Source organism: Rhodovulum sp. 12E13 (assembly GCF_003340565.1).
Lineage (GTDB): Bacteria > Pseudomonadota > Alphaproteobacteria > Rhodobacterales > Rhodobacteraceae > HLUCCA09.
In genome coordinates, this window is record NZ_QPLK01000012.1 from 64,818 (window position 1) to 90,292 (window position 25,475).

At 70.7% G+C, this 25,475-nt stretch carries 26 protein-coding genes; 8 read left to right on the plus strand and 18 right to left on the minus strand.

All coding sequences use genetic code 11. The annotated features are described in order from the left end of the window. Nucleotides 1-37: 37 nt before the first annotated feature. The 5 genes from uvrC to DLJ49_RS12065 all read right to left on the minus strand — a co-directional run bounded on the left by uvrC (nucleotide 38) and on the right by DLJ49_RS12065 (nucleotide 5,022). On the minus strand, nucleotides 38-1,951 hold the full coding sequence (gene uvrC, locus DLJ49_RS12045) for an excinuclease ABC subunit UvrC (RefSeq protein ID WP_115393802.1): 1,914 nt from the start codon (nucleotides 1,949-1,951) through the stop codon (nucleotides 38-40). Between the two features lie 312 nt (nucleotides 1,952-2,263). Then, the gene (locus DLJ49_RS12050) at nucleotides 2,264-3,043 is read right to left on the minus strand and encodes an SDR family oxidoreductase (protein WP_115393803.1); all 780 of its coding nucleotides are present in this window, start codon (nucleotides 3,041-3,043) and stop codon (nucleotides 2,264-2,266) included. Nucleotides 3,044-3,057: 14 nt separating this feature from the next. Then, nucleotides 3,058-4,029: a calcium/sodium antiporter gene (locus DLJ49_RS12055; RefSeq protein WP_115393804.1), complete on the minus strand. Its 972-nt coding sequence runs from the start codon at nucleotides 4,027-4,029 to the stop codon at nucleotides 3,058-3,060. Between the two features lie 6 nt (nucleotides 4,030-4,035). Then, complete coding sequence (locus DLJ49_RS12060) at nucleotides 4,036-4,227, minus strand: hypothetical protein (protein ID WP_115393805.1); 192 nt, start codon at nucleotides 4,225-4,227, stop codon at nucleotides 4,036-4,038. Further along, a complete protein-coding gene (locus DLJ49_RS12065; protein WP_115393854.1) occupies nucleotides 4,228-5,022 on the minus strand; it encodes a S49 family peptidase in 795 nt (264 codons plus the stop codon). A 143-nt stretch (nucleotides 5,023-5,165) separates the two neighbouring features. Between DLJ49_RS12065 and cueR the strand changes: the two genes are divergently transcribed. Next, a complete protein-coding gene (gene cueR, locus DLJ49_RS12070) occupies nucleotides 5,166-5,585 on the plus strand; it encodes a Cu(I)-responsive transcriptional regulator (protein ID WP_115393806.1) in 420 nt (139 codons plus the stop codon). Between the two features lie 455 nt (nucleotides 5,586-6,040). After that, the gene (locus DLJ49_RS12075; RefSeq protein ID WP_115393807.1) at nucleotides 6,041-7,264 is read left to right on the plus strand and encodes a DEAD/DEAH box helicase; all 1,224 of its coding nucleotides are present in this window, start codon (nucleotides 6,041-6,043) and stop codon (nucleotides 7,262-7,264) included. 75 nt (nucleotides 7,265-7,339) lie between these two features. On the opposite strand, the gene DLJ49_RS12080 is transcribed toward DLJ49_RS12075, so the two are convergent. The 4 genes from DLJ49_RS12080 to DLJ49_RS12095 are packed head-to-tail and all read right to left on the minus strand — an operon-like array spanning nucleotide 7,340 to nucleotide 14,110. Beyond that, complete coding sequence (locus tag DLJ49_RS12080) at nucleotides 7,340-9,421, minus strand: hypothetical protein (protein WP_115393808.1); 2,082 nt, start codon at nucleotides 9,419-9,421, stop codon at nucleotides 7,340-7,342. Continuing rightward, nucleotides 9,421-12,198: a DUF4159 domain-containing protein gene (locus tag DLJ49_RS12085; protein ID WP_115393809.1), complete on the minus strand. Its 2,778-nt coding sequence runs from the start codon at nucleotides 12,196-12,198 to the stop codon at nucleotides 9,421-9,423. Before DLJ49_RS12085 ends, DLJ49_RS12080 begins: the two co-directional genes overlap by 1 nt. Beyond that, nucleotides 12,198-13,106, minus strand: coding sequence for a DUF58 domain-containing protein (locus tag DLJ49_RS12090; protein WP_233488984.1), 909 nt, complete (start codon nucleotides 13,104-13,106; stop codon nucleotides 12,198-12,200). Before DLJ49_RS12090 ends, DLJ49_RS12085 begins: the two co-directional genes overlap by 1 nt. After that, entirely contained in the window at nucleotides 13,103-14,110 is a 1,008-nt protein-coding gene (locus DLJ49_RS12095; protein WP_115393810.1) for an AAA family ATPase, read from the minus strand. Before DLJ49_RS12095 ends, DLJ49_RS12090 begins: the two co-directional genes overlap by 4 nt. 82 nt (nucleotides 14,111-14,192) lie before the next feature. Here DLJ49_RS12095 and DLJ49_RS12100 point away from each other — a divergent pair, with 82 nt between their 5' ends. After that, on the plus strand, nucleotides 14,193-14,771 hold the full coding sequence (locus DLJ49_RS12100; protein ID WP_115393811.1) for a DUF1285 domain-containing protein: 579 nt from the start codon (nucleotides 14,193-14,195) through the stop codon (nucleotides 14,769-14,771). 246 nt (nucleotides 14,772-15,017) lie between these two features. Here DLJ49_RS12100 and DLJ49_RS12105 read toward each other — a convergent pair whose 3' ends face one another. The 3 genes from DLJ49_RS12105 to pheT all read right to left on the minus strand — a co-directional run bounded on the left by DLJ49_RS12105 (nucleotide 15,018) and on the right by pheT (nucleotide 18,628). Further along, on the minus strand, nucleotides 15,018-15,428 hold the full coding sequence (locus DLJ49_RS12105) for a universal stress protein (RefSeq protein ID WP_115393812.1): 411 nt from the start codon (nucleotides 15,426-15,428) through the stop codon (nucleotides 15,018-15,020). Nucleotides 15,429-15,552: 124 nt separating this feature from the next. Continuing rightward, on the minus strand, nucleotides 15,553-16,053 hold the full coding sequence (locus DLJ49_RS12110; RefSeq protein WP_115393813.1) for a fasciclin domain-containing protein: 501 nt from the start codon (nucleotides 16,051-16,053) through the stop codon (nucleotides 15,553-15,555). A 166-nt stretch (nucleotides 16,054-16,219) separates the two neighbouring features. After that, nucleotides 16,220-18,628 (minus strand): phenylalanine--tRNA ligase subunit beta, encoded by a 2,409-nt coding sequence (gene pheT / locus DLJ49_RS12115; RefSeq protein ID WP_115393814.1) that lies wholly within the window; start codon nucleotides 18,626-18,628, stop codon nucleotides 16,220-16,222. Between the two features lie 264 nt (nucleotides 18,629-18,892). On the opposite strand from pheT, the gene DLJ49_RS12120 reads away from it, so the two are divergent. Next, nucleotides 18,893-19,171, plus strand: coding sequence for a hypothetical protein (locus DLJ49_RS12120; protein WP_115393815.1), 279 nt, complete (start codon nucleotides 18,893-18,895; stop codon nucleotides 19,169-19,171). Nucleotides 19,172-19,229: 58 nt separating this feature from the next. Further along, nucleotides 19,230-19,610, plus strand: a complete 381-nt coding sequence (locus tag DLJ49_RS12125) for a hypothetical protein (protein ID WP_233488986.1) — start codon at nucleotides 19,230-19,232, stop codon at nucleotides 19,608-19,610. 188 nt (nucleotides 19,611-19,798) lie between these two features. On the opposite strand, the gene DLJ49_RS12130 is transcribed toward DLJ49_RS12125, so the two are convergent. Next, nucleotides 19,799-20,071 (minus strand): hypothetical protein, encoded by a 273-nt coding sequence (locus tag DLJ49_RS12130; protein ID WP_199533363.1) that lies wholly within the window; start codon nucleotides 20,069-20,071, stop codon nucleotides 19,799-19,801. Between the two features lie 102 nt (nucleotides 20,072-20,173). On the opposite strand from DLJ49_RS12130, the gene DLJ49_RS12135 reads away from it, so the two are divergent. Continuing rightward, entirely contained in the window at nucleotides 20,174-20,416 is a 243-nt protein-coding gene (locus DLJ49_RS12135) for a hypothetical protein (protein WP_115393817.1), read from the plus strand. Nucleotides 20,417-20,461: 45 nt separating this feature from the next. Here the strand turns inward: DLJ49_RS12135 and pheS are convergent, their stop codons facing one another. From pheS to pyk, 5 genes are all read right to left on the minus strand, one after another. Continuing rightward, the gene (gene pheS / locus DLJ49_RS12140; protein WP_115393818.1) at nucleotides 20,462-21,535 is read right to left on the minus strand and encodes a phenylalanine--tRNA ligase subunit alpha; all 1,074 of its coding nucleotides are present in this window, start codon (nucleotides 21,533-21,535) and stop codon (nucleotides 20,462-20,464) included. 201 nt (nucleotides 21,536-21,736) lie between these two features. Further along, entirely contained in the window at nucleotides 21,737-22,099 is a 363-nt protein-coding gene (gene rplT, locus DLJ49_RS12145) for a 50S ribosomal protein L20 (RefSeq protein WP_115393819.1), read from the minus strand. Nucleotides 22,100-22,111: 12 nt separating this feature from the next. Then, nucleotides 22,112-22,315, minus strand: a complete 204-nt coding sequence (rpmI, locus tag DLJ49_RS12150; protein ID WP_115393820.1) for a 50S ribosomal protein L35 — start codon at nucleotides 22,313-22,315, stop codon at nucleotides 22,112-22,114. Nucleotides 22,316-22,430: 115 nt separating this feature from the next. Further along, nucleotides 22,431-22,655, minus strand: a complete 225-nt coding sequence (locus tag DLJ49_RS12155) for a hypothetical protein (RefSeq protein ID WP_115393821.1) — start codon at nucleotides 22,653-22,655, stop codon at nucleotides 22,431-22,433. A 34-nt stretch (nucleotides 22,656-22,689) separates the two neighbouring features. Continuing rightward, nucleotides 22,690-24,138, minus strand: coding sequence for a pyruvate kinase (pyk, locus tag DLJ49_RS12160; RefSeq protein WP_115393822.1), 1,449 nt, complete (start codon nucleotides 24,136-24,138; stop codon nucleotides 22,690-22,692). A gap of 128 nt (nucleotides 24,139-24,266) precedes the next feature. On the opposite strand from pyk, the gene DLJ49_RS12165 reads away from it, so the two are divergent. Together DLJ49_RS12165 and DLJ49_RS12170 are read left to right on the plus strand one after the other, a co-directional pair. After that, complete coding sequence (locus DLJ49_RS12165; protein WP_115393823.1) at nucleotides 24,267-25,034, plus strand: N-formylglutamate amidohydrolase; 768 nt, start codon at nucleotides 24,267-24,269, stop codon at nucleotides 25,032-25,034. Between the two features lie 11 nt (nucleotides 25,035-25,045). Continuing rightward, nucleotides 25,046-25,354, plus strand: coding sequence for a DUF1244 domain-containing protein (locus DLJ49_RS12170; protein WP_115393856.1), 309 nt, complete (start codon nucleotides 25,046-25,048; stop codon nucleotides 25,352-25,354). Nucleotides 25,355-25,475 lie beyond the last annotated feature (121 nt).

Genomic DNA, 25,475 nt, shown 5'->3' on the forward strand with positions numbered 1-25,475 from the left:
TACTAGCAGAGCGCCCTTAACGCATCGTCACGCGCACTCAGCGGCTCTGGAAGAAGTCGTAGATCTTCTCGGCCAGCCCCTCCGAGATGCCGTCGACCGCCTTCAGATCGGCGAGGTTGGCGCGGCTGACGGCCTTGGCCGAGCCGAAATGCGCCAGCAGCGCCCGCTTGCGCGTGGCGCCCACGCCGGGAATATCGTCGAGCGGCGTTGCGCCCACCGCCTTGCCCCGCTTCTGGCGGTGCGCGCCGATGGCGAAGCGGTGCGCCTCGTCGCGCAGGCGCTGCACGAAATACAGCACCGGGTCGTTGTGCCTCAGCGCGAAGGGCCGCTGCCCGGGGCGATGGAACTCTTCCTTGCCGGCGTCCCGGTCCACCCCCTTGGCCACGCCGACGAAGGGGATGTTTTCCACCCCCAGTTCCGCCATGATCTCGGCCACGGCGCTGACCTGCCCCGCACCGCCGTCGATCAGCAGAAGGTCGGGCCAGTTCTCGGTCTCGCGATCGGGGTCTTCCTTCATCAGGCGCTGAAAGCGGCGGGTCAGCACCTCCTTCATCATGCCGAAGTCGTCGCCGGGCGTCAGCGCGTCGCCCTTGATGTTGAACTTGCGGTACTGGCTCTTCACGAAGCCCTCGGGGCCGGCCACGATCATCGCGCCCACCGCATCCGTGCCCATGATGTGGGAGTTGTCATACACCTCGACCCGTCGCGGGGGCTGGGGCAGGTCGAACGCCTCCGCCAGCCCCTTCAGCAGCTTCGCCTGCGCCGTGCTCTCGGCCATCTTCCGCGCGAGGCTCTCGCGGGCGTTGCGCAGGGCGCCGGCGACCAGCTCCTTCTTCTCGCCGCGCTGCGGCACCAGCAGGTCGACCCTGCGCTTCGCCTTCTCCGACAGCAGCTCTGCCACAAGCGCGCGGTCCTCCACGTCGTCGGACAGGATCACCTGCCGCGGCGGCTCCTTGTCGTCGTAGAACTGGGCGAGGAAGGCCTGCAGCACCTCGGCCGGGCTCTCGGTGCCGCCGGTGCGGGGGTAGTAGTCGCGGTTGCCCCAGTTCTGGTTGGCGCGGATGAAGAAGACCTGCACGCAGGCCTGCCCCCCCTCCATGTGCAGCGCGATCACGTCGGCCTCGGCCACGCCCTGCGGATTGATCCCCTGCACGCTCTGCACCTGCGTCAGCGCGCGGATACGGTCGCGCAGGGCAGCGGCCCGCTCGAACTCCATCGCCTCGGAGGCCGCCTGCATCTCCTCGGCCAGCTTCGCCTGCACCTTGGTCGAGCGCCCCTGCAGGAACCGCTCGGCATCCTTCACCAGCCCGGCGTAGTCGGCCTCGCTGATCTTGCCGACACAGGGCGCCGAGCACCGCTTGATCTGGTAGAGCAGGCAGGGCCGGGTGCGCGTCTCGAAGGTCGAGTCGGTGCAGTTGCGCAGCAGGAACACCTTCTGCAGTTGGTTCAGCGTGCGGTTCACCGCGCCGGCCGAGGCAAAGGGGCCGAAGTAATGGCCTTTCGTCGCCTTCCGCCCCCGGTGCTTGCGGATCTGCGGATAGGGGTGATCGCCCGTGATCAGGATGTTGGGGAACGACTTGTCGTCGCGCAAGAGCACGTTGTAGCGCGGCTTGAGCTGCTTGATGAGGTTCTGCTCCAGCAGCAGCGCCTCGGTCTCCGTCCGCGTCGTCAGGAACATCATCTGCGCGGTCTCGGAGATCATCCGCGCGATCCGCGGGCTGTGTCCCGAGGGCCGGGCATAGCTCGACACCCGCGCCTTCAGGTTGCGCGCCTTGCCGACGTAGAGTACGCGCGCCTGGGCGTCGAGCATCCGGTAGACGCCGGGCGAGCCGTCGAGCGTCTGCAGGTAGCCCTGGATGCAGGCGTGCCCCGTGGGCGGGTCGGCGTCGTTCCGCCCTGCGTCACTTTGCGCAATTTGGTCCGGTTCGGACCGGTTGGCCTGATCGGTCATTCACCCGTGTCGCGTTGTGGCGCGATTCCCTCTGAGGGCTGCAATCTAGGGAGGCGGGGGGCAAGGGAAAAGCTCTCCACGATTCCTGTGGACAAGTCTGCGGAGAAATCCGCGACGAGCCGGATTTTCCGTTGAATCCCGTCCGATTGATTGAATTGCACAAGAATTGGGCGACTTCTTAAGCAATTGATCTCGTGATATATTTTCTTTGCACTCTGCCAAACCTTTGAGATGCTTAAAGATTTGTTGACGCTTTCGTGACAGCTTGTCGCAGCGTGCATAAGTGACATGTCAGCCCAGCCTGACAGGCGGTCACGCACCGGCCTTGCGGGCCCGCCAGTCGATCTGCTGCCCGCCGTCGACCAGCAGCGTCTGCCCCGTCGCTGCCGGCGAATCGAGGAAGTAGCCAAGCGCCGCGCAGATGTCCTCGGGGCGCGGGCCACGCCCCGGCGTCACGGCGGCACGGATGCGCAGGAACTCCTCGTCCGACTGGCCGGCGTCCGGCAGCGTCCAGCCGGGGCCGATGGCATTGACGCAGATGTCGGGCGCCAGCGCCTGCGCCGCCGTCGTGGTGAAGGCGTAGAGGCCCATCTTGGCCAGCGTGTAGGAACAGTATTCGGGCGTCAGCCGCTCCACCCGGTTGTCGAGGAGGTTGACCACCAGCGCCTGCGGAAGCGGATCGCCCTCGTGATCACGCGGCGCCCGAGGCGCCTGGGCCGCGAAGGCCTGCGTGAGAAACACCGGCGCGCGCAGGTTGCTGTCGAGGTGGCGGGCCCAGCTCTCTGCCGTGACGCCGCCCAGGCGGTCATGCTCGAAGATCGAGGCCGAGTTGACCAGAACGTTGAGCGGCCCGCCCAGCGCCTCGGCCGCGCCGCCCACCAGCCCCTCGGTCTGGTCGAGGTCGAGCAGGTCGGCCTGCACCGCCTCGGCCCGGCGGCCCTTGCGGCGGATGTCCTCAACCACCGCCTCGGCGCCGTCGGCCGAAGAATTGTAGTGCACCGCCACGTCGTGCCCCCGGTCGGCCAGGTAGAGCGCCATCGCCGCTCCCAGCCGCTTGCCTCCGCCGGTGACCAGCGCGCGTTTCTCGGTCATCGCTTACCTCCCCCTCAGGCGACCACGAGATACAGGTATCCCACATACAGGGCGGAGAGCGCCACGCCCCAGGCTCGCCCCATCCGCCAGTGCAGGAAGACGAAGGGCGCGAGCAGGAGCGACGCGCCCAGCATCACCCACAGGTCGAACCGCAGCAGCACCGGGTCGACCGGGATCTCGCCCACGAAGGACGAGACGCCGATGATCGCGAGCAGGTTGAACATGTTCGACCCGATCACGTTGCCCAGCGCCACGTCGGCCTGCCGCCGGATCGCGGCCATCACGGTGGTGGCCAGCTCCGGCAGCGAGGTGCCAATGGCGATCAGCGTCAGGCCGATCACCGTGTCGGGCACGCCCAGCGTCTCGGCGATGCGCACCGAGCTGTCGACGAGAATGTCGGCACCAAGCGGCAGGCCCACGAGCCCCAGCACGAGAAACAGCGCCACTTTCCAGCCCGGCATCTCGTCGTCGGCGCCCTCGAGGTCGATCTCCTCAGCTTCGACGGCGGCCTCGGCCGCTTCCCTGTTGTCGCGCCGGTGGTTGCGCGCGCTGCGGAAGGCGTCGCCCAGCACCACCGACAGGCCGGCCAGCAGGATCAGCCCGTGCCACCACGTGAACGGCCCCGCGAAGGCCAGCGCGATGAACAGCACCGAGGCCGCGATCATCATCGAATAGGTCTTGCGGGTGTCGTGCCCCTCGGTGGCGAGGCCCGTCATCAACGCGGGGATGCCAAGCACCAGCAGGATGTTGGCGGTGTTCGAGCCCACCACGTTGCCCAACGCGATGCCGGGCGCCCCGTCGAGAATGGCGGCGACAGAGATCAGCAGCTCCGGCGCCGAGGTGCCGAAGGCGACGATGGTCAGCGACACGAGCAGCGCCGGCACCCCGATCCGCAGCGCGAGATTGACCGCCCCCCTGACCAGCGCGTCGCCTGCGAGCAGCAGGATCACGAGGCCGAGGCTGGCCAGCAGGATGTCGGTCAGCATGCGGCGTCAGCCCTTTCCGCAGGGGCATGGGCCGGAGCCCACCTTGTAGGCGCCGCAATGGCGGCACTTCTTGGGCTTGGGGGGCTTCGGCACGTCGTCCTTGCCGATCCGCCGCGCGGCACCGGGCCAGCGCAACCGGCCCAAAAGCGCCAGAACGGCGATCCCGATCAGGAAGAAAGTGACGATCTTGACCAGCAATTACAGGCCGTAACGCGCCCAGAGGGCGCGCTCCTCGATGGCGTCGGGCAGCGCGGTCAGCGCGTCCATCCCGAGCCGCTTCAGAAACCCGCGCTTCGGCCCGTAGACGTTGAAGCGCACCTTGTCGCCGTAACGCTTCTTCATTTCGGGCACGAGGTGGCCCACGGCATCGGCCAGCCCCACCTCGAGGGCCTGCGCGCCCACCCAGACCTCGCCGGTGAACAGGTCGCGCCCCTCGGGCAGCTTTGCGCCACGCCGCGCCTTCACGTGCCCGATGAAGTTGCCGTGCACATGATCCTGAATCGCGCGCAGGCGCGACACATCCTCGTCCTTCTCGGGCTGGAACGGATCGAGGAAACTCTTGGAGTTGCCGGCGGTGTAGACGCGCCGCTCCACCCCGATCTTGCCGAGCGCCTCGGGAAAGCCGAAGCCCGCCGAAATCACGCCGATCGAACCGGTGACCGAGTTCTGGTCGACGAAGATCTCGTCGGCCGCACAGGCGAGCCAGTAGCCGCCGGAGGCGGCGACGTCCTCCACGAAGGCGACGGTCGGCACCTCCTTTTCCTCGGCCAGCCGGCGGATGCGGGCGCCGATGAGCGAGCTCTGCGTCGGAGAGCCGCCGGGCGAATTGATGACCAGCGCCACCGCCTTGGGCGCCCCGCGCCGGAAGGCGCGCTCGAGCAGCGGCGCGAGCGTCTGGTCGTTGAGGCCGCGCGGGCCTGCCGCAATCATGCCCGACATGCGGACGACGTTGACCAGCGGCGCAGAGGGCATGAAGGGCAGCAACCTGAGCATGGCCGCGATGTAGGCCGGGGGCACCAGCGGAACAAGCCGGACCGTCGCGAGAGCGGCACATGTTGCCGCGCCGCCCTTGACCTGACCGCTTCCCGATCCCCAGTTCAGCCGTGCGACGCGCAACCGTGTGCCCGGGGACGGCCATGACCGAACAAGTCAGCATCAGCGAGGCCGCCCGGGCGACCGGCCTGCCCGCAAAGACCATCCGCTACTACGAGGAGATCGAGCTCGTCCGCCCGGCCCGCGCCGAGAACGGCTATCGGGTTTTCGGGCCGTCGCAGCTGCACGAGCTCGCCTTCACCGCCCGCGCCCGCGCGCTCGGCTTCTCGATCGAGGAATGCCGCGCCCTGCTCGCGCTCTACCGCGACAAGGGCCGGGCGAGCGCCGAGGTGAAGGAGATCGCCCGCGCCCACCTCGCGCAGATCGACGCCAAGATCGCCGACCTCACCTCGATGCGCCAGACGCTCGCCCATCTCGTCGAGACCTGCGCCGGCGACGATCGCCCCGACTGCCCGATCCTCGCCGACCTCGCCCGCGGGGCGCCCGGCCCGGGCCGACCCTAGGCCGTCGCGGGCCACGCCCCGGCACAGCGGCACCCGCGCCGCTCTCTGCCCACCGGGGCACCGCGCCCGGCCAATGCCACCCCATGGCGAACGGCCCCGCCGGACGGAGATGCGGAGACGCGGCCTCGCAGCGGTGGCCGACAGCGCGGCGGGGCGAAGCGCCGATCCGTGCGACATCCTCGATGCGCGCGCCACCGGGGGAGGCGCGAGGTGTATTGACGGCGCCGCCGGGGCGCTCCATATCGACGGCAGGTCGCCGTTCTGCCGCGTGAGCAGTCGGGCATCGCCCCGGACCCCGGCCGCGACCGACCGTTTCCCACATCACGCAGGGGGACGCCGCCGCGGGCGGCTCGTGGCGCAATCCGGCGCGGCGGGCGGTCGCCCCGGGCGCATCCCGGCCGACGGACCCAGCACGGGCCCGGCCCACCGGACGCATGTCCGGACAAGGACTTTGCATGACCTTTACCGATCTCGGGCTCGATGCCCGTCTCGTCTCCCGCCTCGAGGGCCTCGGCCTGACGGCGCCCACCCCCATCCAGACCAAGGCGATCCCCCACGCGTTCGCGGGCCGCGACGTCCTGGGCATCGCGCAGACCGGCACCGGCAAGACCGCCGCCTTCGGCCTGCCTCTGGTCGTGGCGCTCGCGGCCGAGCGGGGCCGCCCCGCGCCCAAGAGCGCGCGCGGCCTCGTGCTGGCGCCGACCCGCGAGCTGGCCGCCCAGATCGTCGCCACGCTCGAAGGCGTGAGCGAGCGGCTGTCGATCACCCTCGTCGTGGGCGGCCGGTCGCTCAATGCGCAGGCGGGGCGGCTCGCGCGCGGCACCGACATTCTCGTGGCCACGCCCGGCCGGCTGATCGACCTGATGGATCGCGGCGCGATCGACCTGCGGCAGACGCGGTTCCTCGTGCTCGACGAGGCCGACCAGATGCTCGACATCGGTTTCATCCACGCGCTGCGGCGGATCGCGCCGCGGCTCAGCGCCGAACGGCAGACCATGATGTTCTCGGCAACCATGCCGCCGCAGATGGCCGAACTCGCCCGCGAATACCTGTCCGATCCCGTGCGGGTCGAGGTGTCGCCGCCGGGCAAGGCCGCGGAAAAGGTCGCGCAGTCGGTGCATTTCGTGGCGAAGGACGGCAAGCAGGCGCTGCTGATCGACCTGCTCGACGGCCACCGCGACGACCGCGCCCTGGTCTTTTCCCGCACCAAGCACGGCGCCGAGCGGCTGATGAAGCAGCTCGACCGGGCCGGTTTCGCCGCCGCCTCGATCCACGGCAACAAGAGCCAGGGGCAGCGCGACCGGGCGCTCGCCGCGTTCCGCGCGGGCGAGGTGCGGGTGCTGGTGGCGACCGACGTGGCCGCGCGGGGCCTCGACATTCCGGCCGTTGGACACGTCTACAACTACGACCTGCCGAACGTGCCCGAGAACTACGTGCACCGCATCGGCCGCACGGCGCGGGCCGGGCGAGATGGCTGCGCCGTGGCCTTCTGCGCCGAGGAGGAGACAGGCGAGCTGCGCGCCATCGAGAAGGCGCTGGGCGCGTCGCTCGACGTCGCGGGCGGCACGCCCTGGCCCGCCCTGCAGCAGCCCGCGAAGCGGCCGCAGGGCAACCGGCCGCAGAGCAAGGGCCGGCCGCGCCGTCGGTCGCGCCGGCGCGGCGCGCGTGCGGCTGCCTGAGGCGCATGACATGCCCGCCCCGCTGCCGGGGCGGGCCACCTCTCCCGTTCCGCCTGCTTGTCGGGGCGTCCCCGCTCAGCGGCGCCCCTCGCGGAGCCATGCGCCCAGCGTCAGCGCCATCGCCGCAAGCAGGAACAGCAGCGGCGCGACGAGCGGCGTCACGGTAACGTCGGCAGTCAGGTAGGCCTCGCGCGGGGTGATCCCGATCCAGCCGCGGCCCGCCGCGATGCGACCCTCGCGCACCTCGCGGATCGAGGGCAGCCCCTCCTCGATGCGCTGGATTCCGCCGCGCCGCGCCGCCACGGCCTCGTCGAGCGCGTCGCCGCTGGCGATGGTCTGCTCGTATTCCCTCGGCGCCGAGGGGCCGACGCCGACGATGGCCGTCATCTCGCCCTCGGCGAGGCGGAAAAGCCCCGTCTCCTCCGTCTCGAAAGTGCCGATGAAGCGGCCCGGCCGTTCCTCCGTCAGGTCGAGGGCGAAGGTCTCGCCGCCCGGCCCCTCGACCTCGACAGGCCCCGGCGGGTCGCCCATGGTGCGGCGCGTCACCGTGACCTCGCCGCCCTCGGCGGTGGCGGTCAGCGCCTCTTCCTCGAGCTCGGGCTCCTTCATCATCCAGTGCGCGAGGCGGCGCAGCAGCTCCAGCTGCGGGCCGCCGCCCTCGTATCCGCGCCACCAGAGCCACGCATGGTCGGAGGCCATCAGGGCCACGCGCCCCTCTCCCACGCGGTCGAGCACGAGAAGCGGCCGCTCCGTATCGCCCGCCATCACCGTGTGGCCCGACTTGGGGTCGGTGTCGATCAGGCGGAACCAGCGGCCCCAGCCCGGCCCCTCCTCGCCCTCGTCGGGCGCGGGGCCCAGCTCGGGCAAGCCCTGGGTGACAGGGTGCTTCAGCCCCGCCTCGGTCAGCTCGGGCAGGAAGGGCCGTTCGAGCACCCGGGCGCTGGGGGTGGCGGGAATGATCTCGGACAGGGGCGAGCGGTAGAGGCTGTCGGCGCTGGCGAAATCGGGCCCGGCCGCGACCAGCACCGCGCCGCCACGCTCGACATACTGACGCACGTTGTCGAGGTAGATCATCGGCAGGATGCCCCGCCGCTTGTAGCGGTCGAAGATGATCAGGTCGAACTCGTCGATCTTCTCGAGGAACAGTTCGCGCGTGGGGAAAGCGATCAGCGAGAGTTCCGTCACCGGCACGCCGTCCTGCTTTTCGGGCGGGCGCAGAATGGTGAAATGCACGAGGTCGACGGACGAATCCGACTTCAGCAGGTTGCGCCATGTGCGCTCGCCGGCGTGCGGCTCTCCAGAGACGAGCAGCACGCGCAACCGGTCGCGCACGCCGTTGATCTGCACCACAGCCTCGTTGTTGCGGTCGGTCAACTCGCCCTCCGAGGCGGCGACCTGGAACTGGATCACGTTCATGCCACCGTGGGGCAGCGTCACGGGCAGTTCGATGTCCTGCCCGACCGGCACCGCGAAGGGCATGGGGTCGCCCCCGTCGACGGCGATGGTGAGCTCCGCCTGCCCGGAGACCGCGTCGGGCACGGCGCCCTGATCCTCGACGCGGACGGTCAGCAGCACCTCTTCGTCGAGGATGGCGAAAGCCGGGGCGTTCCTGACAACGAGCCGGCGGTCCCAGTCGTTGTCCTCGCCCGTCAGCAGGACGTGAAGCGGCGCGGGCAGGTCGGGCATGCGCTCGACATCGTGCACCTGCCCGTCGGACACCATGACCGCCCCGGCGATGCGGGCGCGCGGTTCTTCGGCCATCAACTCGGCCAGCGCCGAGGCGGCGAGCGTGCCGGCGTTGTCCCCGGCCGTGCGCACGGTCACCTCGCGCAGCTCGGTGTTGGGCAGGCGGGCGACCGCGTCGCGGATGGCCTGCGCGGCGCGCTCGGTCTGCTCCGGACGGCCGGCGATGCGCTGCGAGGCCGACTCGTCGACCACCATCAGCACGATGTCGGACAGTGGCGCGCGATCCTCCTGCTGGTAGGAGGGGTTGGCGATCGCGATCAGCAGGGCCGCCGCCGCGAGGCCGCGCAGCCACCAGCCGCGCAGACCGCGCCAGAGCGCGAAGCCCACGAACAGCGCCGACAGAACGGCCAGCGCCGCCACGGCGACCCACGGCAGCAGCGGGTCGAAAAGGAGTTCGCCGGCGCGATCCATCATTGCCCCAGTCGTTCGAGAAGCGCGGGCACGTGCACCTGGTCGGACTTATAGTTGCCGGTCAGCACGTGCATAATCAGGTTGACTCCGAAGCGGTAGGCGATCTCGCGCTGGCGCTCGCCGGCATAGCCGCGGCCCACCGGAAACATCGCCTGCCCCCGCTCGTCAACGGCCCACGCGGTGCCCCAGTCGTTGCCGCCGATCACCACGGGCGTCACGTTGTCGTTGAGGTTGCGGAAGGGCATCCCCTCCACCTGTTCGGCGTCGGGCGGGGCGGCCTCGACCCAGACGTCGCGGCTGGTGTGGCGGCCGGGAAAGTCCTGCAACAGGTAGAAGGTGCGCGTCAGCACATGGTCCTGCGGCACGGGCTCCAGCGGGGGCACGTCGAGGGGGCGGGCGAGCTGCTGCAGCTTGCGGCCCTCCGGCGTCTCTGCGCCGAAACCGCCGATATCGGCGTCGCGCGTGTCGAACAGGATCATGCCCCCCGTGCGCAGGTATTCGTTGAGCTTCGCATACGCCTCGTCAGACGGGATCGGCTGATCGGTCGAGATCGGCCAGTAGAGGAACGGGAAGAAGGCCAGCTCGTCGGTCTCGAGGTTGACGCCGATCGGGTCGGCCGGCTCGATCGAGGTGCGGCGGAACAGTGTCTCGGACAGGCCGCGCAGGCCGGCGAGCGCAACCCCGTCGACCTGAGCGTCGCCGGTGACGACGTGGGCCAGCACGACCTCGTTCGTCACCTCCAGCGCGAAGCGTTCCTCGTCGGTCAGCCCTTCCTGCGCGTCGGCGGGGGCGGGATGCAGCAGCAGAGCCGCGGCGAGCGCCGCCGCAGTGCCGCCTGCCCGCATCCCGCGCAGTCGGCCGGACAGGAACAGCGAGGCCAGGATGTCGGCCGCAAGCAGCGCCAGCGCAAGGGCCAGGACATAGCCCTTCAACAGCGTCTCGCGGGCGACATCGAGTCCCTCGACGGGGATGCGCGCGGGCCAGGCGGCGAGGGCGAGGGTATCGTCGGGGCCTAGCACGTTCACGGCAATGCTCCTGTCTTCGCCTTCGTAGAGGCCGGGGGGCATGTCGGGGCCGAGGCGCCCCTGGGCGAGGCGAGAGCCCTCGACGCCGGGCAGCGTGCCCGCGTCCTGGACCCGGCCGAACGCGTCGAGCACGGCAGCCGCCTCCCACACCGTGCCCTCCAGGTCGTCTGCCGAGGGCTGCGCCGGCCGGGTCGAGATCGCCAGCCGCTCCAGCATCTGCACGAAGAGGCCAGAGAGCGGCAGCGACGACCATTCGGCATTGGCGGTGACATGGAACAGGATGACCTGCCCCTGGCCGATGCCGCGCCGGGTCACCAGCGGCGTGCCGTCGGCCAGCTTGGCGATGGAGCGCTCGGCCAGCTCCGGGTCGGGCTGGGCCATGACCTGCGCCTGCACCGTGACGTCCTGCGGCACGTCGAGGCCGTGAAAGGGCGAGCCTTCCTCGAAGGGCGCGAGCGTCTTCGGCTCGCCCCAGCTCATCGCGCCGCCGACGGAGCGGCCGCCCTGCCGCAGCCGCACCGGCATGAGGGAGTCGATCTCGCCCCGCGAGACGTCGGACGAGGCGATGCGCGGACCGGCGAAGCGCACCAGCAGCCCGCCGCTTTCAACCCACTCCAGCAGCCCCTCCTGCTCGGCGGGCGAGACGGTGGCGATGTCGGCGAGAATGATCGCGTCGGGATTGGCGAGAAGCACGTCCGACAGCGCACCGTCGATCAGGTCGGCCGTGGGCGCCAGCGCCTGTTCGAGGTAGTGAAGCGGCGACAGCAGCTCCAGCCCCTCGCGGTTCTCGCGCCCGGCCAGCAGCGCCACCTCGCGGCGGCGCAACGAGTCGTCGGTCAGCGTCACCGCGCCGGCCGAGCGCCCGCCGTCCACCTCGAAGCGGGTGATGCGGTTTCGCAGCTCGGGGGGCAGCGACAGCTCGGCCCGGGCCTCGCGCTCGCCATTGGCAAACTCCGCGTCGGCCTGCGCCAGCCTTCGCTCGATGCCCGCCGGATCGAGGCCCATGGCCGAGATCGTCACCTCCGAGGCGCCCTCGCTCCGCGCCCGCAAGGCCGTCACCTGTACCAGCCCGTCCTCGAAGGTGGCCGGGCGCAGACCGTGCAGCGGCCGCGGGCTTTCGAACACGGTGACGGCCCCGCGGTCTTCCAGCGCCGCCAGCACCGGCGCGCGCGCCTCGCGCGCCAGCCCGTCGGACAGCCACCACGTCTCGAAGGCGCCTTCGAGGCCGTCGGCCCATTCCGTCAGCTCGTCAGGCTCGGGCATCCATGGTTCCGGCGAGAAGCCGGGCAGCCGGCTCTCCCACGCGCCCGGCGCCTGGAACGGAAGGTCGCCCGGCGGCAGGTCGGTGCTCGCCACCAGCGCCACGGGGCGATCGGTGCGGGCGGCATCGGCCAGCAGCCCCTCGATCCGGTCCAGCCGGCGCGGCCAGTCGCGCGCGTCGGCCCACGTGGCGTCGACCAGGATCAGGACGGGGCCGGAACCCGCACGATTTGTCTGCGGGTTCAGCACCGGGCCGGCGAAGGCGATGATCACGGCGGCCGCCGCCAGCATCCGCAGCAGGAGCAGCCACCACGGCGTGCGGTCGGTCTGCGTCTCGTCGTCGGTCAACCCGAGCAGCAGCGCGACGCCGGGAAATCGTCGGCGGATCGGCGCCGGCGGCACCGCGCGCAGCAGAACCCACAGGATCGGCAATGCGAGCAGCCCGAGCAGCAGCAGGGGCGCGGTGAAGCCGAGGGCACCGATCGTCCACATCAGCGGGAGCGCTCCAGCGCAGCGTAGAGCCAGAGCAGCGCGGCCTGCGCACTGTCGCTCGTGTGGTGGCACTGGTAGAGCCAGCCCGAGACGCGGCTCAGGTGCTCCAGCCGGTCCTTGCGCTCGGCGAGGCGCTGCAGGTAGCGGTCGCGCAGCTCGCCGGCCTTGAGCGTCTCGTGGCTGATCGTGCCGCCCATGCTTTCGAAGATGGTGCGCCCGTCGAAGGGAAAGCTCTCCTCGACCGGGTCGAGAACCTGCAGGAGCGCGCCGCGCACGCCCCGGTCGGCGGCCTTGGCGAGCGCCGCCTCGACGCCCTCCATGTCGCCCATGAAGTCGGAGACGAAGAGCGCGCGGGCGTGCTGCGGCAGGCCCGGCGTCTGCGGCATGCCGTAATCGTCGTCGCCAAGATCGCCGGTCAGCGCCTCGGCCATGCGCACCAGCTGCACCTGGCCCGAGCGGGGCAGCTGACCGAGATTCGACAGCCCCACCCGCTCGCCCGCGCGGACCAGCAGCACCGACATGGCGAGCGCCAGCAGGCGGGCGCGGTCAGACTTGGTCGGCCGGTTCTTGTCGCCGGAAAAGGCCATCGAGCGCGAGCCGTCGACCCAGATCACCACCGACTGCGCGCTCTGCCACTCCTTCTCGCGCACGAAATGGACGTCGGACCGGGCCGAGCGGCGCCAGTCGATCATGCGCACCTCGTCGGTTTCGGTCATCGGGCGGTACTGCCAGAACTCGTCGCCGACGCCCGAGCGGCGGCGGCCGTGGGCGCCGAACATCACCGTCGAGGCGAGGTGCTCGGCCTCCGCGAGCAGCGGCGGCAGCACCGAGGCGAGCCCTTCGGCCCGCGTGCGCAGCTGCGGGCCGGCCTGGTCGAAGTCGCTCTCGGTGGAGAGGGGCGGGCTCACGCAGCCGCCTCGACGCGCGTGATCCCGGCGGCGACGTCATGGATGATGTCGCCCAGGCTCTCGCCCCGGGCGCGGGCGGCGAAGGTCAGCGCCATGCGGTGCAGGAGCACCGGCTCGGCCATGTCGACCACGTCCTGCGGGCCGGGCGCGAGGCGGCCGTCGAGCAGCGCCTTGGCCCGCACCGTCAGCATCAGCGCCTGCGCGGCGCGCGGGCCGGGGCCCCAGCTGACATTGCGGGCCACCGCCTCGGGCACGCCGGGCTCGCCGGGGCGGCAGGCGCGCACGAGGTCGAGGATCAGGTCGACCACCTTCTCGCCCACGGGCATCCGGCGCAGCACGGTCTGCGCGGCCATCAGCTCGGCCGTGGTGAAGACGGCGTGCGCCTCTTCCTCGGCGATGCCGGTGGTGGCGAGCAGGATGTCGCGCTCGGTATCGCGGTCGGGATACTCCACGTTGATCTGCACCAGGAAGCGGTCGAGCTGGGCCTCGGGCAGCGGATACGTCCCCTCCTGTTCGATCGGGTTCTGGGTGGCGAGCACATGGAAGGGCATGCCGAGGGGGCGGTGCTCGCCGGCGATCGTCACCTCCTTCTCCTGCATCGCCTGCAGCAGCGCCGACTGGGTGCGGGGCGAGGCGCGGTTGATCTCGTCGGCCATCAGCAGCTGGCAGAAGATCGGCCCCTCGATGAAACGGAACTGGCGCTTGCCGTCTTCGCCCGCCTCCAGCACTTCGGAGCCGAGGATGTCGGCCGGCATCAGGTCGGGCGTGAACTGGATGCGGTTGGTCTCGAGCCCCATCACCGTGCCGAGCGTGTCCACCAGCCGCGTCTTGCCCAGCCCGGGCAGGCCGATCAGCAGGCCGTGCCCGCCGCAGAGCAGCGCCGACAGCACGAGGTCGACGACCCGCTCCTGACCGATGAAACGCTTGTTGATCGACGTCTTGGCCTCGGCGAGCTTTGCGCCGAGGGCTTCGATTTCGGCGACGAGATCGTCGGGGGTGGACATGGGCGCCGGCTCCTGCGGGATTACGTTGTCGGCCAGAAGGTATCCCAGAAGGGTAAAATGGCAAAAACCCGCGAGGCGACAAATGACCGTGAAGACCGATGCCGAGGGGATCGCCGCTGCCGCAGCCGCGGCCGCGAGGGGGGGCGGCCTGCCACCCGTCCACCTGTGGAATCCCCAGGATTGCGGGGACTTGGACATGGAAATCCGCGCCGACGGGACGTGGTTTCACGAGGGCACGCCGATCGGGCGGCCGGGGCTCGTGCGGCTTTTCTCGACGATCCTGCGCAAGGAAGGAGCGAAGTATTTTCTCGTCACGCCGGTCGAGAAGGTGGGGATTCGGGTGGAGGACGCCCCTTTCGTGGCCGTCGACGCCGACATCGCCGGGGAGGGGCGCGCGCAGGCCGTCACCTTTCGGACCAACGTGGGCGATTCGGTGACCGCCGGCCCCGACCGCCCTGTCAGGGTGGAGCGCGCCCCCGAGACGGGAGAGCCGCGCCCCTACGTGCTCGTGCGCGCCGATCTCGAGGCGCTGATCGACCGAAAGACCTTCTACCGATTGGTCGAGGCGGGTGACCACCACGAGGTCGACGGCGAAAGCTGGTTCGGCCTGTGGTCGGGAGGTGCGTTCTTCCCCGTCATCCCGTCGCGCGACCTGGGGTGACGGGCCGCGGCAGCGCGCCCTCCCGCCCCGCGGCGCGAGCGGCAGAGCGCGAGGCGGACGCCAATGCCGGGAGAGGGGCGCCCCCTCGGCGGAACGCCCCGACGCCACCCGTCATGCGCGTTGGGCACGAGAAGACCCCGTTGCGCCGCGCCTGCGTCCGAGCGGTCGGCACGGCCGGGCCCCAGACCAAGGGATGCCGGACGCGGCCTCGCGGGGTTGGGCCGCGCGAGAGGCCCCGCGCGCCTTTCAGCGCACCACGTAGACCGAGCAGAGCGCGTGGGTCACGACATGGCTCGCCGTCGTGCCGAGCAGATAGTCGCGCACCCGCGGGTTGGCCGATTCCATCACGATCAGGTCGGCCTCGACATCCGTGGCGTAGCGGACGATGGCGCGATGCACCGCGCCGGTCAGCACCTCGGCCTTGTGCGCGACGTCACCCGGCGGGAAGGCGGTCAGGAACTCCTGCAGCTTCTCGCCCCAGTACTTCCTCGAATCGTAGATGTTGAGGTTGCGCTCGATTTCGGGCGCGACGGTCACCACGTGCAGGAAGGCCGCGTGGATCCGCGCCTGGTGGAGAGCGATCTCGTAGGCCCGCGTGTCGAGCGCCGCGTGGCGCAGGTTCACCGGGCAGAGAATGGTGCGGATGTTGCTCGGCATGGGCGTCCCCCTCCCTCGCGGCATGCCCGGGCCCGTGGTGGCCGCGCTGCCCGGCGGGCGCGCGGCGGGAGGGCGGGGGCGGTGCGGCCGGGCACGCATCGCGCGCTCCCCGGCCGCCCGCGGATCACGGCAGCAGCACGCTGTCGATGGCGTGGATCACGCCGTTCGAGGCGATGATGTCGGGGATGATGACGTTGGCGTCGTTCACGCGCACGTTGCCGACCTTGCCGACCTGCCCGTTCACGGTGAGCGTGCCGCCCTGCACCGTCTCGACCGTCACGCGCCGGCCGAGGATCTGGTCGGAGGTGATGGCGCCCGGCACGACGTGGTAGGTCAGGATGTTCTGCAGCTGCGCCAGATTCTCGGGCAGCAGCAGGCTCTCGACCGTGCCCGCGGGCAGCGCGGCGAAGGCCGCATCGGTCGGCGCGAAGACGGTGAAGGGGCCGGCGCCGTTGAGCGTGTCCACGAGGCCCGCGGCCTGCAGCGCGGCGGTCAGGGTCGAGAAATCGGGGTTCGACGACGCGATGTCGACGATCGTTCCCGGCCCGGTCGGGCGGGCGCAGGCCCCGAGTGCGGCCAGCGCACCGGTGGCGCCCATGAGCTTCAGCGCGTGACGTCGTTGCATGCGGTTTCCTCTCTGTTGGGGCGCCCGCGAGGATACGCGGGCGTCATGCTACCGGTATCGGTCCCCCGACGCCTGCGTCAAAGGCGACCGGCAAGAAAATGCCGACGGCGGGGCGCCCGCGACCCCGTGTCTCGATAACGGGCCGCCGCCGGGACCGGCCCGTCCGTCAGCCCCGCAGCGTGCCGCCGGTCGCCGCCGTCACCTTGTCGACCACCGCCTTGCCGACCGCCTCGATCTCGTCGTCGGTGAGCGTCTTGTCGCGGGGCTGCAGGCGCACGGTGATGGCCAGGCTCTTGCGCCCCTCGCCGAGGCTGCCGCCGACGAACTCGTCGAAGACGCGCACCTCGTCGATCAGCGCCTTGTCGGCGCCCCGCGCGGCGGCCACCACGTCGGCCGCGGGCACGTCGACGTCGAGCACGAAGGCGAAATCGCGCTCGACCGCCTGCAGGTCGGCCACGTCGAGCGCGCCGCGCCCCGTGCCCTTCGACCTTGGGAACGGCACTGCCTCGAGCCGAACGACGAAGCCCACCGCGGGCCCCTTCACGTCGAGCCCGCCGAGCACCTTCGGGTGCAGCTCGCCGAAGACGCCCAGCACGGTCTTGGGGCCGAGGCCGATCACGCCGTGCCGCCCGGGGTGCCACCACGCCTCGCCGCCGCGGCGGATCTGCACCTTCGCCGGCGCGCCGATTGCCGAGAGCACCGCCTCGGCATCGGCCTTGGCGTCGAACACGTCGACGGGGCGGCGCATGCCATGCACGTCCTTCGGCGCGGTGTGGCCCACGCGGATGCCGGTGACGAGGGTGTGTTGCTCCTCCGGCTCGCCGCCGTGGAAGGCCGCGCCCACCTCGAACAGGCCCAGATCGCCGAAGCCGCGCGCCTGGTTGCGGGCCGCGGCCTGCAGGAGGCCCGGCAGCAGCGAGAGGCGCATGTGGCTCATCTCGGAGCTGATCGGGTTTTCCAGCCGCGTGGCCTCGTCGCCACCGTCGAACAGCGCGGCGGCGGCGGCGTCGATGAACGAGTAGGTCACGCACTCGTTCAGCCCCAGCGTCGCGCAGGTGCGCCGCGCGACCGCTTCGCGCCGCTGCATGGGCGTCAGCACGGGCTTGGGCACGCCGGGCCGGGGCCTGCGCATCGGCGCCCCCTGCAGCCTGGTCAGCGAGGCGATGCGCGCCACCTCCTCCATGAGATCTGCTTCGCCCGTCACGTCGGGCCGCCACGGCGGCACGTGGGCCATGACATGCGCGCCCTCGCCATCGAGGCAGAAGCCCAGCGCCTCGAGCGTCGCGCGCTGTTCGGCCTCGGGGATCGCCATGCCCACCAGCTTCTCCACCCGCTGCGGGTCGAAGCGGTAGGCGCGGGAATGATCGGGGATCTCGCCGGCCATGACCACCTCCGAGGGCTCGCCGCCGCAGAGATCGAGGATCATCCGCGTCGCCGCCTCGAGGCCGTGGGGCGTCCAGGCCGGGTCGATGCCGCGCTCGAAGCGGTAGCGCGCGTCGGAGTTGATCTTGAGCGCGCGGCCCGTATGCGCGGTGCGGACCGGATCGAAAAACGCCGCCTCGACGAAGACGTTCACCGTCTCGTCGGTGCAGCCCGTGGCGAGCCCGCCCATGACGCCGGCAATGCTCTCGGGGCCCTCGCCGTCGGAGATGATCGTCATGCCCGGCTCGAACACATACTCCTTCTCGTCGAGGCCGGTCAGCCGCTCGCCGCCCTGCGCGCGGTGCAGGCGAAGATCGCCCCTCACCTTGTCGGCGTCGAAGACGTGCAGCGGGCGGTTGCGGTCGAATGTGAAGAAGTTGGTCACGTCGACCAGCGCCGAGATGGGGCGCAGCCCGATGGCGCGCAGCCGCGCCTGCAGCCAGTCGGGCGAGGGGCCGTTGCGCACGCCGCGGATCACCCGGCCGTAGAACACCGGCGCCTGCTCCAACGTGTCGCCGTCGATGGTCACGCCGATGGGGCAGGGAAAGGCGCCCGCCACCGGCTCCACAACGCCGTCCTTCAGCCGCCCCAGGCCGCGCGCCGCAAGGTCGCGCGCGATGCCGTGGACGCCGAGCGCGTCGGCCCTGTTGGGCGTGATGGCGATCTCGATCACCGGGTCGACACGGGCGGGGTCGTTCGCGGCCAGCCAGTCGACGAAGCGCTGGCCGACCTCGCCCGAGGGCAGCTCGATGATGCCGGTGTGCTCGTCCGACAGTTCCAGCTCGCGCTCGGACGCCATCATGCCGTGGCTCTCGACACCGCGGATCTTGCCGACGCCGATGGTCGTGTCGATGCCGGGCACGTAGACGCCCGGCTTGGCCACGACCACGGTGATCCCTTCGCGGGCGTTCGGGGCGCCGCAGATGATCTGCCTTTCGCCTTCGTCGGTCGCCACGCGGCAGACGCGCAGGCGGTCGGCGTCGGGGTGCGGCTCGGCTTCCAGCACGCGGCCGAGGGTGAAGTCGGCGAGGCGCGCGGCAGGGTTCTCGACGCCCTCCACCTCGAGACCGAGATCGGTCAGCGCGTGGAGGATATCCTCCAGCGTCGCCTCCGTCTCGAGGTGCTCCTTCAGCCAGCCAAGGGTGAACTTCATCCTCGCGCTCCCTCACGCCACTGCCCCGCCGCGCTGCGGCGGCCCGCGCGCGGGCTTAGCCGAGAGCCGCGGCGGGGAAAACCCCGGGCGCGACCGGCGGTCGTTGCGGCGTCGGCGAGAGGCGCAGGCAGCGCACCGACAATCGCTGCGCTTTCGCCTCATTGTCTTCGAAAATTGGGGGCGCTCGCCCCAAAATCGCCGCGATGGCACCTTACCGTCGCCACATCCGACGGTGGGGGCGCCGATTGGAGAGTGGAGTATGTCATGGGGGCCTTGGGCGATCTTGTCGGCGGCCTGCTGAAGCCGCTGCTCGTTGCGCTGCTGGTGATCATCGCGCTCGGGCTGGTGTCGAACGGTCCGGGCTCGGCCGGAAGCGCAGGCACGGGGGCGGGTGGCGCCTTTTCGTGCCCGAACTGGTTCGACGATCCGGCGCTCAACCGGACGATCTGCAAGTATCATCCCGCGCGTGTCTGGAACACGCCCGTGGCCGATCTGCTGCCCTGGGTGAGCGCCGCGGCCGACGACGGGGTGGAGGCCCGTTAGGGGACTGTTGACCCTGATGCGCTAGGCGTGGCGACACCTCTGATACAAAGGTGCCGCCATGCCACGTCCTGCGCCGTCCGCCTCGCCCGGCCCCGCCGGGTCGCCCGCCCCGTTCGGCCCGTCCCGCCTCGCCTTGCCCGTGGCTGTCGCCCTCGCCGTCGCAGGGCGGATGCTGCTGCCGGTGGAGGGGGGCGCAGAGAGCGTCATCTCCGCCTCGGCCTCGGGCAAGGCGACCGAGCCGGGTCTGCCACCTCGCGCCACGCGCCCGCCGCAGCCGCGCCCCTCGCCAGGGCCTGCCGCCCTGCCACCCACGCCCGGCGGGCTCTGGCCGCTCGCGCCCGAGCCCGCCCTGTTCCTGCCGACGTCGCTCCTGGCAGAATCGCGTGTCGGCGGCATGGCCGGTGCCGACCCGGCAGAGGGCGCCGACCCCGCTCTCTGACACGGCGCGCCCGTGGGGGCCTCACCGCCATCCGGCCACGGCGAGGCAACCGCCGGCCCGGCCGCCAGGGAGTTGCGCGTGCCGGCAGCGCGCCTGCGCGTTCGACTCCACCGCGATGCCGGCCGGCGCGACGCCGGGCAGCGCCACTCGGGCCGAAAGAACTCGGGCCGAAAGCACTCGGGCGGAAATTACTCGGGCCGTTCCCCTTCGGCCCCCGTCCTCTCCCGCGTCGGCGCCCGATCGCTCAAGTGGCTTACCGCATCGCGCCGACCCCGGTGCGCGCGTGCCCACATGCTGACCCCGATCGCGGGCAGGAGCACCACCGCCCAGATCGAGGCGTTCATGAGGGTGAGCCGCAGCGCCTCGTCCGACGTCGTCCTCGGCGACAGCCACATGGCGACATGCCCGGCGACGATGGCCGCCAGCAACAGGACCCAGCGAAGGCGCGTCCACTTCAGCATTCCGTCAATCTGCCCCGGATTCTCCTCAAATCAACCATGCCCAAGAATCGCCACGTTCCTGCTGCACCGTCTGCAGAACGAAGGATGCCGCGAGGAAACGCCATGAGCTTCCTGCCGTTCGACCTGTTCAGTGCACGTGTGCTCAGCCTCGTGCTGCTCGGTCTCATCGCCTTGCTCAGCCATGCGCAGGACCCGATGCGCGGCAGCACCTCGCTCGTGCGAAACGACGGCCCACCCTCCTGCGCGACGGGTTACGTTCCGTCTGCCGCCCAGTCGGGATGGAATTGCGGCCGCGTCTCGCGCCACCCGATCAAGGCCGATCAACCGCCGCCCTCGTCGTTCTGACGTTTCGCGCGCCCCGCCGCACGGCACGACGCCCCTTCCGCGGCCTCAGCGACTGAGGCCCGCGTGGATCGCCGGCATGTCGAGTGCGCCGAACCCGTAGTGCCGCAGCCAGCGCAGATCGCTGTCGAAGAAGGCGCGCAGGTCCGGGATGCCGTATTTGAGCATCGCGATCCGGTCGATCCCCATGCCGAAGGCGAAACCCTGCCACGCGGTCGGGTCGATGTCGCCCGCCGCGAGCACCTTGGGGTGCACCATGCCCGAGCCGAGGATCTCGAGCCAGTCGTCACCCTCGCCCAGCTTCAGGGTGCCGCCCTCCCACGAGCAGCGGATATCGACCTCGGCCGAGGGCTCGGTGAAGGGAAAGTGCGACGCGCGGAACCGCAGGTCGACATGGTCGACCTCGAAGAAGGCGCGACAGAACTCCTCGAGACACCACTTGAGGTTGGCCATCGTGATGTCGGTGTCGATCGCCAGCCCCTCGACCTGGTGGAACATGGGCGTGTGCGTCTGGTCGTAATCGGCGCGGTAGACCCGGCCCGGCGCGATCACCCGAAGCGGCGCGCCATGGGCCAGCATCGAGCGGATCTGCACCGGCGAGGTATGGGTGCGCAGTACGTGCGGCGGCCGATCGTCGCCCTCGGCGCGCGCCATGTAGAACGTGTCCATCTCGGCCCGCGCGGGGTGGTGGCCGGGAATGTTGAGCGCGTCGAAATTGTGCCAGTCGGTCTCGACCTGCGGCCCCTCGGCGACGGCGAAGCCCATGTCGGCGAAGATGGCCGTCACCTCCTCGGTCACCTGGCTGACCGGGTGGATGGTGCCGGCGGGCCGCTGTCGGGCGGGCAGCGTCACGTCGAGCCACTCCGCGCGCAGCCGCTCCTCGAGCGCAGCGTCGCCCAGCGCGGCCTTCCTTGCGGCGAGCGCCCCGTTGATCTCGTCCTTCAGCGCGTTCAGCCGCGGCCCGGCTTCCTTGCGCTCGTCGGGCGACATCTTGCCCAGTTCGCGCATCTTCAGGCTGATCTCGCCCTTCTTGCCGACGGCCTGCACGCGCAATTCCTCGAGCGCGGCCTCGTCGGCTGCCCCGGCAATGAGCCGCATGTATTTGTCTCGCAGGTCATCCATGGCGCGCTCCGTACCCCGCAGGCCCTCCCGGCGGCGTCGCCCTACCCCGCGCGGCGCCGCGCCGCAAGCCGCGTGGCGCGGCGCGACGCAGGGCGGAGGCTGTCTGACACGCGCCAGCCTTCCCGGCATGGACGCGACCGCGGCGGGGGCACGAAAAAGGCCGCCCACGGGGCGGCCTCTCGCGTCGGATCTGCGCCTGGCTCAGGCCAGCGCGGCCTTCGCCCTGTCGACGATGCCCCCGAAGGCCTCGGGCTCGTGCACGGCGAGATCGGCCAGCACCTTGCGGTCGACCTCGATCCCGGCCTTGGCCAGCCCGTTGACGAAGCGCGAATAGGTCAGGCTTTCGTCATGGGCACGCACGGCGGCGTTGATCCGCTGGATCCACAGCGCGCGGAACTGGCGCTTGCGGTTCTTGCGGTCGCGCGTGGCATACTGGTTGGCCTTGTCGACAGCCTGCTTCGCCGTCTTGAAGTTGGTCGAGCGGCGGGCGTAATAGCCCTTGGCCTGCTTGACGACCTTGCGGTGACGGGCGTGGGTGACGGTTCCGCCTTTGGTTCTCGGCATGGTCTCTCCTCCTCAGCGGGCGTAGGGCATCATCGTGCGCTTGACGATCTTCTCGTCAGGCTTCGACAGGACCTGCGTGCCGCGGGCCTTGCGGATGAACTTGTTGGTCCGCTTGATCATCCCGTGCCGCTTGCCGGCCTGGGCCGCAATGACCCGGCCGTTGGCGGAGACCTTGAAGCGCTTCTTGGCGCTCGACTTCGTCTTCATCTTGGGCATTTGACGCTCCTCTTCGGGGTCTTCGCGCGCCCGCAGGCATGCCACTGTGGCCCGCGCACGCGGCGTTTGAGCGGCGGCGCATACAGCAGGCCGGCGCGCGGGGCAAGGGGCGGCGTCAGTTCAGAAAGCCGGAGACGACCCGCTCCACGACCCCCGGGATCTCGCCCATGTCGTAGCCGCCCGGCTTCTGCAGGACGGCGAGCAGGATCAGCACGATCGAGATCATCACCATGATGGCGGCCGCGCGGGGCGGCCTGCTCTCGGAAAAGGCGCTGATCAGCGCGGGAATCGCGAGCAGGCCCACGAGGAGGCCGATGACGAAAAACAGATCCGGGTCCACTCGCCCCTCCTCACCGGCCGACGCGACGGCGGCATTATTCGGGGTCGGAGCGGAAGATCAACCGTTCGTCACAAGGAGCGATCCGCAGGATGTTGGTGGTGCCCGCCTCGTTGAAGGGCACGCCGGCCACCACGACGATATGATCGTTCTCGGTGGCGAAGCCCGCCGCGCGGGCCGTGCGCGCCGCGCCCACGACGGCCATCTTGAAGCGCGTCACCTCGTCTTCGAGCAGGAAGTTGTTGACGCCCCAGTACAGACAGAGCCGCCGCGCGGTGGCGATGTGCGGCGTGATCGCCACGATCGGGACGCGCGGCCGCTCGCGGGCGATCAGCGCCGCCGAGGTTCCCGACTCGGTGAAGCAGCAGATCGCCTCGATGCCGGTATTCTCGGCAATCTCGCGCGCGGCCGACACGATGGCATCGGCCCGCGTGGTGCGGTCGATCCTGCGGTTGGCCTCGATGATCTCGCGGTGAGTCGGGTGGCTCTCGATCTCCATGGCGATGTCGTTCATCGTGGTCACCGCCTCGACCGGGTATTGACCGGCGGCCGACTCCGCCGAGAGCATCACCGCGTCGGCGCCCTCGTAGATCGCGGTGGCCACGTCCGACACCTCGGCGCGTGTCGGCACCGGGCTCTCGATCATCGATTCGAGCATCTGCGTGGCCACGATCACCGGCTTGGCGGCGCTGCGGGCGCCCCGGATGAGCTGCTTCTGGATGGGGGGCACATTCTGCACCGGCAACTCGACGCCGAGATCGCCGCGCGCCACCATGATGCCGTCGGAGGCGACGAGGATCTCGTCATAGGCCTGCACGGCGGCAGGTTTCTCTATCTTGGCGAGGATCTTGGCGCGGCCCTTAGCGCGCGTCCGCGCCTCGTGCATGTCGTCCGCCCGTTGCACGAACGACAGCCCCAGCCAGTCGACGCCGAGCTCGCAGACGAATTCGAGGTCGGCCTTGTCCTTGTCCGAGAGCGCGGCGACGGGCAGAACCACGTCGGGCACGTTCACGCCCTTCCGGTTCGAGATCGTGCCGCCCGCCATCACGGTGCAGTCGGCGAAGTCGGGGCCACACTCGTCGACCCGCAGCCGGATCTTGCCGTCGTTGACCAGCAGGGTCGCGCCGGGCGAAAGCGCGGCGAAGATCTCCGGGTGGGGGAGTTCGACGCGACTCGCGTCGCCCTCGCGCTCCTCGAGATCGAGGCGGAAGCGCTGGCCGTCCATCAGCTCCTCGCTGTCGCCGGCGAACACGCCCACCCGCAGCTTCGGCCCCTGCAGGTCGGCGAGGATGGCGATGGGGCGGCCGGTCTCCTGCTCGACCTCGCGGATGATGCGGTGACGGGCGGCGATCTCGTCGTGACTGCCGTGGGACATGTTGAGGCGAAAGACATCCGCCCCCGCATCGAACAGCGCGCGGATCGTGCCGTGGTCCGACGAGGCAGGACCGAGAGTGGCGACGATCTTGACGTTGCGGTTGCGTCTCATGGCATGCTCCTGGATTTCCGGCACCCTGTTAGCGGTAAACCGGCGGGGCTGTCACCCCCGTGCGCCGACCCCTCTGGCCCTCGCCTCGTGCCCGCCTTATGCCATGCCCCCGAGGACCGACACCGGACATGACGTATCAACCCTACCGCATCACCGGCGAGGACCGCGCCTCGCCATGGCTCGTGACCTGCGACCATGCCACCAACACCGTGCCGCAGGCGGTGCGGGGCGGCGCGCTCGGCCTCGGCCAGGCCGACATGGGCCGTCACATCGCCTACGATCCCGGTGCGGCAGGCGTGGCGCTGGCGCTGGGCGAGACGCTGGGCGCCCCGGTGCTGACATCGAACTTCTCGCGCCTCGTGATCGACCCCAACCGCGGCGAGGACGATCCGACGCTGCTCATGCGGATCTACGACGGCACGGTCATCCCCGGGAACCGCTTCGCCGACGCCGCCGAGCTCGAGCACCGGATGGCGCTGTGCTACCGCCCCTACGACGCCGCGCTGGCGCGGATGGCCGGGCGGCGCGACGACACGGTCCTGTGCTCGATCCACTCCTTCGTGCCGCAGCTGCGCGGGCGGCCGCCCCGGCCGTGGCACGTGGGCGTGCTGCACTCGCATCTCGACCCGCGCCTCGCGCTGGCGCTCATCGCCCGGCTCGAGGCCGAGGGCGACATCGTGGTTGGCGACAATCAGCCCTATGGCGGCCACCTGCCGGGCGACGCGGTCGATCGTCACGCCCTGCGCCACGGCCGGCCCAACGTGCTGATCGAGCTGCGGCAGGACCTGATCGAAACCGTGGCGCAGCAGCGCGCCTGGGCCGCGCGGCTCGCGCCCCTGCTCGAGGGCGCCCTTGCCGACATGGGCGGTCCCGCCCAGATCCCTGTCAGAGCGTGATGGAGGCCGAGATGGACGACCAGACCCGCACCGAGCTCGAGGCCGCGGCCTTCCGCCGCCTCGTGCAGCACCTGCGCGAGCGGAGCGACGTGCAGAACATCGACATGATGAACCTCGCGGGCTTCTGCCGAAACTGCCTGAGCCGCTGGTATGCCGAGGCGGCCGCCGAACGCGGCCTCGACATGGGCAAGGAAGAGGCGCGCGAGATCGTCTACGGCATGCCCTACGCCGAGTGGAAGGCGCGGCACCAGACCGAGGCGAGCGATGCCCAGCGCGCGGCCTTTGGCGAAAGCTTCGCCCGGAACGTCGGCGAGGGCTGACCGCCCCGTCTGGTCGTGACGCCCTGCCCCCAGCGCGACTCGGCAGCAGTCGTCGCACGAACGCACCCGGGTCCGAACGCGCCCGAGCGCGCTGTCGGCTTCTTTCTGTCTCAAATACGCA

Excerpts from the sequence above, each read along its gene's own strand:
- uvrC (WP_115393802.1), bottom strand. The coding sequence starts at position 1,951 with ATGACCGATCAGGCCAACCGGTCCGAACCGGACCAAATTGCGCAAAGT.
- DLJ49_RS12050 (WP_115393803.1), bottom strand. The coding sequence starts at position 3,043 with ATGACCGAGAAACGCGCGCTGGTCACCGGCGGAGGCAAGCGGCTGGGA.
- DLJ49_RS12055 (WP_115393804.1), bottom strand. The coding sequence starts at position 4,029 with ATGCTGACCGACATCCTGCTGGCCAGCCTCGGCCTCGTGATCCTGCTG.
- DLJ49_RS12065 (WP_115393854.1), bottom strand. The coding sequence starts at position 5,022 with ATGCTCAGGTTGCTGCCCTTCATGCCCTCTGCGCCGCTGGTCAACGTC.
- cueR (WP_115393806.1), top strand. The coding sequence starts at position 5,166 with ATGACCGAACAAGTCAGCATCAGCGAGGCCGCCCGGGCGACCGGCCTG.
- DLJ49_RS12075 (WP_115393807.1), top strand. The coding sequence starts at position 6,041 with ATGACCTTTACCGATCTCGGGCTCGATGCCCGTCTCGTCTCCCGCCTC.
- DLJ49_RS12080 (WP_115393808.1), bottom strand. The coding sequence starts at position 9,421 with ATGGATCGCGCCGGCGAACTCCTTTTCGACCCGCTGCTGCCGTGGGTC.
- DLJ49_RS12085 (WP_115393809.1), bottom strand. The coding sequence starts at position 12,198 with ATGTGGACGATCGGTGCCCTCGGCTTCACCGCGCCCCTGCTGCTGCTC.
- DLJ49_RS12095 (WP_115393810.1), bottom strand. The coding sequence starts at position 14,110 with ATGTCCACCCCCGACGATCTCGTCGCCGAAATCGAAGCCCTCGGCGCA.
- DLJ49_RS12100 (WP_115393811.1), top strand. The coding sequence starts at position 14,193 with ATGACCGTGAAGACCGATGCCGAGGGGATCGCCGCTGCCGCAGCCGCG.
- DLJ49_RS12105 (WP_115393812.1), bottom strand. The coding sequence starts at position 15,428 with ATGCCGAGCAACATCCGCACCATTCTCTGCCCGGTGAACCTGCGCCAC.
- DLJ49_RS12110 (WP_115393813.1), bottom strand. The coding sequence starts at position 16,053 with ATGCAACGACGTCACGCGCTGAAGCTCATGGGCGCCACCGGTGCGCTG.
- pheT (WP_115393814.1), bottom strand. The coding sequence starts at position 18,628 with ATGAAGTTCACCCTTGGCTGGCTGAAGGAGCACCTCGAGACGGAGGCG.
- DLJ49_RS12120 (WP_115393815.1), top strand. The coding sequence starts at position 18,893 with ATGGGGGCCTTGGGCGATCTTGTCGGCGGCCTGCTGAAGCCGCTGCTC.
- DLJ49_RS12125 (WP_233488986.1), top strand. The coding sequence starts at position 19,230 with ATGCCACGTCCTGCGCCGTCCGCCTCGCCCGGCCCCGCCGGGTCGCCC.
- DLJ49_RS12130 (WP_199533363.1), bottom strand. The coding sequence starts at position 20,071 with ATGCTGAAGTGGACGCGCCTTCGCTGGGTCCTGTTGCTGGCGGCCATC.
- DLJ49_RS12135 (WP_115393817.1), top strand. The coding sequence starts at position 20,174 with ATGAGCTTCCTGCCGTTCGACCTGTTCAGTGCACGTGTGCTCAGCCTC.
- pheS (WP_115393818.1), bottom strand. The coding sequence starts at position 21,535 with ATGGATGACCTGCGAGACAAATACATGCGGCTCATTGCCGGGGCAGCC.
- rplT (WP_115393819.1), bottom strand. The coding sequence starts at position 22,099 with ATGCCGAGAACCAAAGGCGGAACCGTCACCCACGCCCGTCACCGCAAG.
- rpmI (WP_115393820.1), bottom strand. The coding sequence starts at position 22,315 with ATGCCCAAGATGAAGACGAAGTCGAGCGCCAAGAAGCGCTTCAAGGTC.
- pyk (WP_115393822.1), bottom strand. The coding sequence starts at position 24,138 with ATGAGACGCAACCGCAACGTCAAGATCGTCGCCACTCTCGGTCCTGCC.
- DLJ49_RS12165 (WP_115393823.1), top strand. The coding sequence starts at position 24,267 with ATGACGTATCAACCCTACCGCATCACCGGCGAGGACCGCGCCTCGCCA.
- DLJ49_RS12170 (WP_115393856.1), top strand. The coding sequence starts at position 25,046 with ATGGACGACCAGACCCGCACCGAGCTCGAGGCCGCGGCCTTCCGCCGC.